This window comes from Oceanobacillus jordanicus, assembly GCF_022095695.1.
GTDB classification, from domain to species: Bacteria; Bacillota; Bacilli; order Bacillales; family Amphibacillaceae; genus Oceanobacillus_B; species Oceanobacillus_B jordanicus.
The window spans coordinates 90,109-100,021 of the sequence record NZ_JAIFZM010000013.1; the positions used below are offsets into that span (position 1 = coordinate 90,109).

Consider the following 9,913-nt stretch of genomic DNA (forward strand, 5'->3'; position numbering starts at 1 on the left):
GTAGCCTCCTAGGTTATTATTGCGGTAATGTCATAATCCCCATTAGCACCAAAATGTTTGCGATAATCCCCACTGCTATGGCGCCGACAGGTCCTACGGCCATCCGTACAATTGGCCGACCAGCAATTTCATTTAATAGGTAAAAACCAGCTATAAAGAAGAAGCCGAAGCCCGGTGCAATCATATTTGCCGCGTTAGCTCCCCCAATAAGTAAAGCCACTTCAAGCAATTTCGTCATTGCACTTCGGATATTCTCCCCAGAGTTTCTCACACCCGGATATTTATCTAGGAATCTAGCAATAACACTTAATAGCATTACTTCGAGGAAGATGACAATCGCACCAACAATGACAGCAATCCACACATTAGGTACAAATAGTCCCACAACGAAAATCAGTGTAAAGCCAACAGGACTATAAACCCCTGTCGCAATGGCTGTACTGGCAACAAGCGGGATAAAACCAATCGCTCTTGCAGCTGCTGCAATCCCTGCATCTGCCTGTTTTCCTTCCGCAAGAAGGCTTAATGAAATGGGATCACCTGCCATAAGCAGCAAATTCGTTGCCCCCGCGATAAGCGCTCCAATAATCATGAAGAATACAACATTTTTCTTAATTGCTTTTACCTTTTCACTGAAAATAGAAGCAAGATCCACAGAACTGCCTTCTTCTTGTTTTTCCCGCATCGCAAAACCAAACAAGAAGATCATACCAGCAATCAATGCCATCCCTTCTTGATTAAGCGTAATAGCATTCCCACCAATCGAAAGGAATCCACCTTCGTTCATAAATACAGCAAGCTGCCTAACGAGTGCCGCTACTAAAAAGGTAAGAATCCCTTTTTTAATCGTAAACTGCATAGCAACCGCTAATGCTGGAAAAGCCATAAAGGTGACAACAACGGGTGTTCCAACTTCCCCCATTGGCTCAAGAAAATTCACCGGCAAATGTTCGAATAATTTCACGAAACCTTCCAGGCCTATTAGTAAGCCCCAGCCATATACTGCCCCAATAGCTGCTGCCAAAGGTGTCCCCCATTTGTTTTTTGGTGTAATGAGTCCAATAATATCAGTACCAAGTAAAATACTGTGGATTAAAATAATACTAGCTGTTACTGTAAATGGAATGCCGAAACCAACAACGAGGCCAAAGCTCATTGCAAATGCTGTAAGTCCCAATTCTCTTCGTTTTAACCTGCCTTCAATATGTTCCCCAACAATTGGTCGTAATCCATCATTGAATACTGCGATATTCAGATTTGCTAGCACCGCTGCCACTGCACCTATTAAAATAACAAAAATCATATCCACTCTCTTTTCCCCCTTTTGTTATCTACGCTTTATTTTTTAATGCATTTACAATCATAGGGATTGCCTTTTCCATATGGTCGCCAGTAAACCCGAATGCCTTTTTGCCGGCATTTACGGCTTCTATTACTTTTTCCTCTTGGGGCTGCTTCCCCGGTATGGAAACGGTTTCACATTGATCCCGGCCAATCATAGCAATAGCCATAGCTAAAGCTCCCCCGCCGCCAGTGTGACAGGCGCCAACATAATAATCCGCCTGACCGGTTTTGATTGCCATAGCTGCGTCCAAATCAGACTTCACGGATGTTTCAATACTTGCATCTAATTCTTTAATTAACCCTTCAATTGCCTTCTTTTCTACTTGGCCTCCGATAACAATTTTCATTTTTTATCTCCCCCTTGATTTGCTTTTATTATGGTAGTATAGTGCATTGATAAAAACGCTTTCTCTTCTTCCGGCAGTGTGTGTCCCCATATCTGTTCAATATTTTTAATGTGATTTTCCGCAGTGGAATAATAATCTGAATTTCTTACTTCTTTCATAATTTCGGAAGATGGGCCTTCCAACGTCTCACCTTCCCCAATCCGTGTAATTGCGGAAGGCAAATGGGTGAAAAGCATCTCCGATTGTTGTAAATCTTCCGTCTTTAATTCTGTTACTAAATAATCAAACGCTCTTACCGTGACTTCGCATGCTGGCTTTGAAATAACATTACCTAACGCTAAGATCTGCAACCTATCCTTCAATTGTTCTAGATTCATTCCTAAACCTCCATTAATATACAGTTTTCTGTATATTGATTGAAAAAGAAAAACCGCTATCTCTTTTACTGTCTAATAATGCGGCAATTTCTCTTTTCTAACAACCTTCCTTTGTGTTTCCACAATATCCATTATATCTAATTTCCCTAGATATTTTTTTACATCTGAACGATCCTTTTCAATCAGCACTACTGAACTTGTGGCTTTCTCAGAAATTTCCCTAGCTTTAGGAGAACGAAATGTACCGACACCCATATCACCATTCGTGCGGTTTTCATCAGCATTCCACACTGCTGCATCGATATCACCGCTAAGAAGCATATCAAAAAGTTGCATATAATTTACCGGAACCAACTCGATTTCAAGTCCTTCACATTCAAGCAACGTTATTTTTGACTGATCTATCGATGTATAATCTACCCCAACCCTCATACCATCTATGACTCTGTCATTCTGTTTATTAGCAAAGAAAACCTGGTGAGTAGACACATACGTATGGGGACCAAAATTGACTGCTATTTCTAATTTAATGTCTTTCGCTATTTCCTCTTCTGCTGCTAGCTGTGACATAATGATAAAATCATAGCGGCGAGTTTTTAGTGCATCCAGTCTTTGTTTAGATCCTCTCATATAAGCCAAATTAATGTGGTTTATCATGGATTCTGACGCCTCAATCAATCCGGTGGCTAGCCCTTCATATTTTGTAGAATATGGTAGCGGCATCGCTCCTATAAATGATCCGTCTCCAGCTATTTCCTTTAATAAGTGTACATCTTTTTTAAGCAAGAAAGTACCCATATGACCTCTTGCTTCAAGTTTTATCGCATGAATATTTTCCAATACTTTAAGGGCACCTTGCACAGTACCATTGCCGATGGAGAACTCCTCCGCAAAATCACTCACCCTGGGAATGCGACTTCCTTCCCTTATATGCAACATTTTGCTAGCAATTTCTTTTGCCGCCAGCCCATTCTTTGAATATAAACCTTCCAAAATTCTACTCATTTTAACCTCACAAGTTTACAAAATATTGTATATTGTAAATTATAACGTTTTCATAGGTATAGTGCAATAAAATAGCTATTTTTTAAAATATATGCACTTGTAACAATCACATATGATACTTATGTTAGTTGACCTTAAATTCTTACTCCCAGAAACAAACTTGCAACTTATTATTATCCCGGTCATAAAAGTCAAAAAATCTATTATCACCGTCATCTTGAATTCCTGTTACTAAAACACCTTTTTCTTGTAATTCCCTATATGTATGCTGAATATCTTTAGTGAAAAAAATAGGGTATGCTTGATTTTCTTTTACTAAATTACTCCCTTCCTCAAGCGTAAGTGGCACTTCACTGTTTCCAACGGTTAATACTTGGTAATTATCACCCTTATAGTTTATTGTAAACCCTAATTGTTGATACCACGTACTCGATTCTGGGAGATTACTAACTGTTAAACAGATCGTGTCTATTCTTTCAAACATTTAAACGACCTTCCTCTCTCATCTACTTTTAAATTATATTTAAATTCCCTATGGAATTTACTCAAACATTAAAATCCTAGGATCCTTATCATAACAGTGTACAAGCATAGCATGTAATTGTCCCCTGTGATGATAAACGTGTGCTAAAATCTCTAATAGCCATTCATATCTTGTGTAGGTTACACCCCAATACGAAGTGGTTTTAGATTGGAGTTCCTCTTCTGACAATTTCATATAGTTACTCTTTAACGCTCTAAAATTTTTTCGCATACCTTTCCTTATAGAATTCAAGTTTTTATATGATACTCCTGAATAGAAATTCCTCATTTCTTCTTCAGATGCTTCATTGGAAATACGCCAATCAGCTTCAAAAATAACTGCTAAATGCTCTAATAATTCTCCAACTGAATGTTTGTTAGGCGTCGGTCTTTTTTTCAGATCTTCCTCTTCTAATTGATCAATAATTTCAAGCACCGTATTTACAGCTACTTTAATTTGGTTTAGTACATTTACGCAATGCATCACAAGCTCCTTCACTAGGTACAAACATATACAAAAAAATTTTTTTAAAAGGAGAAGAGACCAAAACATTCTCCTGGTCTCTATGCTGAGTGATTTTATCAGATTATTAACTTCTCCAGTTCCTTCAATACTTCAAACGCACCGTCCGATTCATTTGAGCAAACTACAATACTTATAGAGTTCTCTGGATAGTATACAGAACGGAAGTTACAACCTGGGTCATACCCTATTAGAATATGCTTTTTCACTTTCCCTTGGTCCATATCCACATAGCCACCATAGCTGTAATAAAGATCTTCCTCTACTTCTATTTGTGGCTGGAAAAGTTTTTCCGTCATCTTTTCGGACACTAATCGGTGGTTGAAAAGAGCATCCCAAAAGGTGACCATATCTTCAGCTGTTACAAACGCACCACCATCTGCTCCACCTTTTGCTGGTACGGAAAATACATTCGTTTTGTAACTGCCATCAGGCTCTTCAATATAACCGAGTGCTGTGTTATCTGGCAGTTTATCCATTTCGAAATAGCCTGAATGCATCATTCCTGCCTTTTCAAAAATAAATCGCTCCACATAATCAGTAAATTTCATTTCGCTAATCTGTTCAACAATTAGGCCTAAGAGAATATACCCTGCATTATTGTAGTGAAATTCACTACTTGGTAAAGACGTCATTTCTCTATTTTGGAACAACGGAAGAAAGTCATGTAGGCTACGTATTGCGTATACTGGATTGTCTATCCAGAGTTCTTCGTAATCATCCATCTTTTCCTCATCAAAATAGTCCGGGACCCCGGAAGTGTGTGTCAGCAATTGATGAATGTTTACTTCTTTGCTGTAAGCAGGAAAATCAATAGGCAGGCATTCATGGAGCTTTGTTTGGAAACTTAAAAGTCCCTGCTCAACAAGCTGACAAACTGCGATAGACGTAAAAATTTTACAACCTGAAGCAATGCCAAATCGCGTTTGACTGTTATTTTTTATTCGGTCGGAACGGTTTGCATAACCAAAGCTTCCGCTATAATCGATTTCCTTCTTTTTCGCATGATATACCCCTGAAAAATGCATTTCCTTTTGTAGTAATTGAATTTTACCTTTTACTTCATTAGCATTCATTTAAATCCCCCTCCATTATTTAAGTTTTTATTAGAGAGGGTTAATTAGTACATCCCTCACATTTGAATGGTAATCATCATGTTCATCAACTCCCTACAGATTTAAAATACTCCTTAATATATTAGCACATAATTTTGAATATAGTTAAAAAAATAAAAAAAGACTTCATCTGAAGCCTTTCATTGTTTATAATACATCATTGTTATTTTGCTGTGCTTCTTGTACCTGTTGTCTAATATCATGCAGTTCCTCATATGCTTGCTGGAATTGCGGATTTTCTGTTAACTCAGTGCCTTCATTTGTCTGTAATGCTTGCAATGCTTGTTCCGCCTGTATTAATTGCTGCTCAGCTTGTTCAATCAATTTGTTATTCGCACCTTGTGCATCTAAGATTGCCTGTTGTGCGCTTATGATTTGTTTATGTGCCTGCTGAAGCTTCTGATGAGTACTCTCTTCCACCACATACATCCCCTTTAATTAATAAGATTAGTTATAGTTTCCCAGAAAATAACCTATTTATGTACGAGATGGGGAGAATGTGTATGAATGTAATACGTATCATAAGAACCAATTGACACATAGCCGAGTTTGGTAGCCAATTTAGCTGATTTTAAATTAGCGGCATCCCAGCTTGGATATTGCCCTCTCTCCAGACAATTCACTATTAAAGCAGCAGCAACACAAGTGGCAAGCCCCTTATTACGGTGGTTATCATCCGTCACAATCTCTATCTCTATTCCCTCATCATAAATACTGTATGATGCGGCAGCACTTACTACTTTTTCATCAAACAAAATAGCAAAGCCGACCCCTCTTTCCAGGAAATCTGCAATCGAATCAAATTGCTTAATAAAATCTGGTGACACTTCAAATAAAGAAGGCATGCTTACAATACTTTTGTCTATCTTACGTAATTCATATCCTACAGGTAAATTTCCAGTAAGTTTTCGGAGATAAGTGGAATCCAGATCCTTATGTTCTTTCCGAAAAGCATGGCGCTGAATTCTTTCAGCATTTCCTTTATGTACTTCCTCAATGAGCATTTTCCATTCATCATTATCGACTATAGCGAGAATGTGTTCCGGCACGTTTTTCAGAAGGGCTTCTACCCCTTCAGCAGCGGGATTACCGGCAAAAAATGTAAAATCACCTACCATTATTTGTGCAGCCTCTGGATTCTCCCTGTTATTCACCCATGCTTTTCCCATATGTCCTTGCAAGCAGGAAAGGATAGTGGTGTCCTCCATTCCGGTAAAATATTTAGCAACTTTTTGCTTTATTTCTTGATCGGCCTCGTATACCATGTCTTAACCTTCTCTCTTTATCTCTATTAAGCAAGTTTCTCATACTCTTTTAATACGACCTCTAGAAACTGTTTGTTATATCGTGTGTGAAAATGAAGTATTTCTACCCATTGATCCACATATTTAAGTGCCGGCTCTTTGATCAATCCTTCTTCTGTAGAAAGAAAGCTCTCCCAGTTATAAAATTCCCAATGTGCCACCCCTGATTTGTATGGTATTCTGCATTCAAGTAATGGGTGTGGCTTTACCGTCTTTTGAGAATGCTCAGCTGCCTTTAAGCAATCACGCATTAAAATAGGAGTTAGCTCAAAAATTTGCCTGGAAGCTTTTCCATTTGGTCGGTAATATTGTACTTCTAGTTGCTCCCCATGTTTTTCAAATTGGATCTCGGCTGCAGGAAAATACCCCTTCAGTCTTCCGCCACCGTAATTTTCTTGCCCTGCATCAATTGGTAAAGGTCTCAACCATTGATCTCCCAGATCACAAAAATAACGCTTTCCTTCGCTATCCAAAGCAATAACAGCTATATGTGCATGCTCACTCTCCAGATGATGCCCAATAGGATATGCCGAAATTCCTGCACGCTTAAATTCATCCAATAACCAAAGCGAAAGATCAAAACAATTTCCTGTGATCCCAAACTGCTCTCTATGCTCTCTCATTTCTGTGACTTCTCGTTGCCTCCCGTCTTCTTCTTGTAAATGAATCCAAAACTTCGTTAAAGTTTCCATTGGAAAATCATCAAACTTTCCCCATACAGCCTGGATATAATTGGGTACATGAAGCATATAGGTACCTCCTTTTAAGTCATTATATCAAAAGTAATACTTTAAACAGTATTCTAAATAAAAACAAAGGTTTGAAACGATTCTGCATTGCTGTCATATTAAACGTATCGTTCCTGTAAAATATAGGGATAAAGTGAAACTGCAATCAGTGGGGGATTCGTTCTTCCCTTCACTTATTGTTAGTTAAATGAATCGGGGTGTTAGTGTCCGTTTTCTCCCACTAAGAACTTACGGTTTCACCTCATGTTTTGAAGTGGGTGTCTTACGGAAGGATGCTTGGGGATAAAAGGAAAGAGGGTGAGCAATTGATTAATGGAATGAAAATACTTATTGCTGGTGGTGACGCAAGATATATAGAAGTCATTGATATGTTGACGGAACATAATGCCCAGCTTTACCTCGCAGGCTTTTCACAACTGAATATAAATAAACAAGGCGTAACGAGGGTTAATGATCTACACCAGCACATAGAAAATATGGATGCGATCGTATTACCAGTTGCCGGAATAGATGATGAAGGAAATGTAGAAGCTCCATACTCTGATAAACCAGTTAAAATAACCGATGTGTTATTTAAAAAGACCCCCGATCATTGTAGGATTTATAGTGGAACCGCAAAGCACCAACTAAAAGAGATGGCTAAATCGGCAAATCGAAAACTAACTACTTTATTTTCCAGAGACGATCTTGCCATATATAACTCCATCCCAACAGCTGAAGGAGCCTTAAAATTAGCAATAGAGAATACAAAAGAAACGGTGCATGGTTCAACTATTACTGTCCTCGGGTTTGGGAGGGTTGGTGTAACGGTAGCCAGGTTATTTTCAGCTGTTGGAGCAAACGTAACCGTAGCGGTCAGAAAAAAAGCGGCCTTTGCACGCTTATATGAGTTAGGAATAGAAGCAATAGATATGACAGATCTTGAGCAACATGCTAGCAAGACAGACATTTTTATTAATACAATCCCCTCACCTGTGCTTACAAACAGTATAATACTAAAAATGAAACAAAGCGGATTAATTATTGATCTTGCATCAAAACCCGGAGGAACGGATTTTAACTTTGCAAAACAACAAGGGATACAGGCATTGCACGCGTTAGGTTTACCAGGGAAAACGGCTCCTAAAACAGCAGGGAGAATTATTGCTACTATTCTTCAAGACGAACTACTTTCTGACCTCACTATAGATTAAAATAATAAAGTGAAACTTCATTTGGTTGGGGTTTTACTGCCAGTTGAGGCGGGAAAAATCATGACTATCTTTAAAACATAGTACTATTTTTCAAATCCTGTACAATATTGCCAAAATAATTTATTATCAATTACAGACTCGATCAGTAATTATTTTCTGAATTTATTGTTCACTATTATTTGGAGGTTTCAATATGTATGCAATTAAAAATGCAATAATTTATGACGGAAATGGAAATGTACTAAAAAACCACACCGTTCTCGTAAAAGATAGAAAATTTCAATCCATTGAATCCGGCATAGCTGTTCCACATGGTTATGAAGTGATTGATGCAGAGGGAAAGATAGTCACACCTGGTTTGATAGATGTACATACCCATTTAGGTGTATCAGAGGAAGGGGTAGGTCGTGAAGGTAGTGATTTTAATGAGACTAGCGATCCAGTTACACCGCAGGTTCGAGCAATTGACGGAATTAACCCAATGGAAACTGGTTTTGCCGATGCCAGAAAGGCAGGAATCACTACCGTTCAAATAATGCCAGGAAGCGCTAATGTTATCGGTGGTGAAATGGCTGTCTTAAAGACAAACGGAAATATCGTGGATGAAATGATTCTGCGAGCTCCTTCTGGAATGAAAGCAGCTACAGGGGAAAACCCTAAAATGTTTCATGGTGGTAAAGGAAAGATGCCGACCACCCGTATGGGTGTTGCAGCAAGGCTTCGGGAGAAACTAATCGAAACACAGAATTACATGGACAAAGAAAAAACAGAGAGAGATTTAAGTCTCGAAAATCTTACAAAGGTATTAAAAAAGGAAATACCGTTACGGGTGCACGCCCATCGCGCAGATGATATTGTAACAGTTTTACGTATTAAAAAAGAGTTTAATATAGACATTACGATCGAACATTGTACGGAAGGTCATAAGATTGCCGAATATATAGCAAAGCATGACGTATGTGTATCGGTTGGTCCCACGATGTCAACTCGTTCAAAAGTAGAATTGAAGGATAAAAGTTGGTCCACCGCGAAAGTACTCATGGATGCTGGGATTTCCTGCTCTCTCACAACTGATCATCCTGTAGTAGGAATTGAATACTTAGTAACAAGTGCAATCCATGCAATAAAACATGGTTTAACTGAACAGCAAGCATTGCAAATGCTCACAAGCAATGCTGCAAAGCATCTTGGTGTTGAAGACCAAGTTGGTTCCATTGAAACCGGTAAAGATGCAGACCTTGTCATCTGGAACGGTAACTTGTTTGATTTGCGAAGTAAAATTGAAACAGTGTTTATTAATGGGGAAATAGTTAATACGGAACAATAAAAAAATGTCAGCAGACCTGCTTAACAGGCTGCTGACATTTTTGCCTATACCCAAACAAAAAGGGTTATGCATTTTGTATGCATAACCCTTTTTCCATTCGCCTGGCG

Annotated in this window: 12 protein-coding genes; 2 read left to right on the top strand and 10 right to left on the bottom strand. The window is 38.5% G+C overall.

Features of this window, described 5'->3' with window-relative positions:
• Positions 1-16: 16 nt before the first annotated feature.
• From K3T81_RS14850 to K3T81_RS14895, 10 genes are all read right to left on the bottom strand, one after another.
• Positions 17-1,303, bottom strand: a complete 1,287-nt coding sequence (locus K3T81_RS14850; RefSeq protein ID WP_238020820.1) for a YhfT family protein — start codon at positions 1,301-1,303, stop codon at positions 17-19.
• 28 nt (positions 1,304-1,331) lie between these two features.
• Positions 1,332-1,691, bottom strand: coding sequence for a DUF2620 domain-containing protein (locus tag K3T81_RS14855; protein WP_238020798.1), 360 nt, complete (start codon positions 1,689-1,691; stop codon positions 1,332-1,334).
• Entirely contained in the window at positions 1,688-2,068 is a 381-nt protein-coding gene (locus K3T81_RS14860) for a PRD domain-containing protein (RefSeq protein ID WP_106896468.1), read from the bottom strand. The genes K3T81_RS14855 and K3T81_RS14860 overlap by 4 nt, the downstream gene beginning before the upstream one ends.
• 72 nt (positions 2,069-2,140) lie before the next feature.
• Entirely contained in the window at positions 2,141-3,073 is a 933-nt protein-coding gene (gene yhfZ / locus K3T81_RS14865) for a GntR family transcriptional regulator YhfZ (RefSeq protein ID WP_238020799.1), read from the bottom strand.
• A gap of 142 nt (positions 3,074-3,215) precedes the next feature.
• Positions 3,216-3,557 (bottom strand): VOC family protein, encoded by a 342-nt coding sequence (locus tag K3T81_RS14870; RefSeq protein WP_238020800.1) that lies wholly within the window; start codon positions 3,555-3,557, stop codon positions 3,216-3,218.
• 57 nt (positions 3,558-3,614) lie between these two features.
• The gene (locus K3T81_RS14875) at positions 3,615-4,079 is read right to left on the bottom strand and encodes a DinB family protein (RefSeq protein WP_238020801.1); all 465 of its coding nucleotides are present in this window, start codon (positions 4,077-4,079) and stop codon (positions 3,615-3,617) included.
• 98 nt (positions 4,080-4,177) lie between these two features.
• Entirely contained in the window at positions 4,178-5,194 is a 1,017-nt protein-coding gene (locus K3T81_RS14880) for a serine hydrolase domain-containing protein (RefSeq protein WP_238020802.1), read from the bottom strand.
• Between the two features lie 186 nt (positions 5,195-5,380).
• Positions 5,381-5,662: a hypothetical protein gene (locus tag K3T81_RS14885; RefSeq protein WP_058951430.1), complete on the bottom strand. Its 282-nt coding sequence runs from the start codon at positions 5,660-5,662 to the stop codon at positions 5,381-5,383.
• Between the two features lie 44 nt (positions 5,663-5,706).
• Positions 5,707-6,498 (bottom strand): GNAT family N-acetyltransferase, encoded by a 792-nt coding sequence (locus tag K3T81_RS14890; protein ID WP_238020805.1) that lies wholly within the window; start codon positions 6,496-6,498, stop codon positions 5,707-5,709.
• A gap of 26 nt (positions 6,499-6,524) precedes the next feature.
• A complete protein-coding gene (locus K3T81_RS14895; RefSeq protein WP_238020807.1) occupies positions 6,525-7,286 on the bottom strand; it encodes a hypothetical protein in 762 nt (253 codons plus the stop codon).
• Positions 7,287-7,591: 305 nt separating this feature from the next.
• Here K3T81_RS14895 and dpsA point away from each other — a divergent pair, with 305 nt between their 5' ends.
• Together dpsA and K3T81_RS14905 are read left to right on the top strand one after the other, a co-directional pair.
• The gene (dpsA, locus tag K3T81_RS14900) at positions 7,592-8,479 is read left to right on the top strand and encodes a dipicolinate synthase subunit DpsA (protein ID WP_238020809.1); all 888 of its coding nucleotides are present in this window, start codon (positions 7,592-7,594) and stop codon (positions 8,477-8,479) included.
• A 193-nt stretch (positions 8,480-8,672) separates the two neighbouring features.
• Positions 8,673-9,806, top strand: coding sequence for an amidohydrolase (locus tag K3T81_RS14905; RefSeq protein ID WP_238020810.1), 1,134 nt, complete (start codon positions 8,673-8,675; stop codon positions 9,804-9,806).
• Positions 9,807-9,913: the final 107 nt, after the last annotated feature.

Coding starts and splice junctions, on each gene's coding strand:
- K3T81_RS14880 (WP_238020802.1), bottom strand. CDS start 5,194: ATGAATGCTAATGAAGTAAAAGGTAAAATTCAATTACTACAAAAGGAA.
- K3T81_RS14895 (WP_238020807.1), bottom strand. CDS start 7,286: ATGCTTCATGTACCCAATTATATCCAGGCTGTATGGGGAAAGTTTGAT.
- K3T81_RS14850 (WP_238020820.1), bottom strand. CDS start 1,303: ATGATTTTTGTTATTTTAATAGGTGCAGTGGCAGCGGTGCTAGCAAAT.
- K3T81_RS14885 (WP_058951430.1), bottom strand. CDS start 5,662: ATGTATGTGGTGGAAGAGAGTACTCATCAGAAGCTTCAGCAGGCACAT.
- K3T81_RS14860 (WP_106896468.1), bottom strand. CDS start 2,068: ATGAATCTAGAACAATTGAAGGATAGGTTGCAGATCTTAGCGTTAGGT.
- K3T81_RS14890 (WP_238020805.1), bottom strand. CDS start 6,498: ATGGTATACGAGGCCGATCAAGAAATAAAGCAAAAAGTTGCTAAATAT.
- K3T81_RS14875 (WP_238020801.1), bottom strand. CDS start 4,079: ATGCATTGCGTAAATGTACTAAACCAAATTAAAGTAGCTGTAAATACG.
- K3T81_RS14870 (WP_238020800.1), bottom strand. CDS start 3,557: ATGTTTGAAAGAATAGACACGATCTGTTTAACAGTTAGTAATCTCCCA.
- yhfZ (WP_238020799.1), bottom strand. CDS start 3,073: ATGAGTAGAATTTTGGAAGGTTTATATTCAAAGAATGGGCTGGCGGCA.
- K3T81_RS14855 (WP_238020798.1), bottom strand. CDS start 1,691: ATGAAAATTGTTATCGGAGGCCAAGTAGAAAAGAAGGCAATTGAAGGG.
- K3T81_RS14905 (WP_238020810.1), top strand. CDS start 8,673: ATGTATGCAATTAAAAATGCAATAATTTATGACGGAAATGGAAATGTA.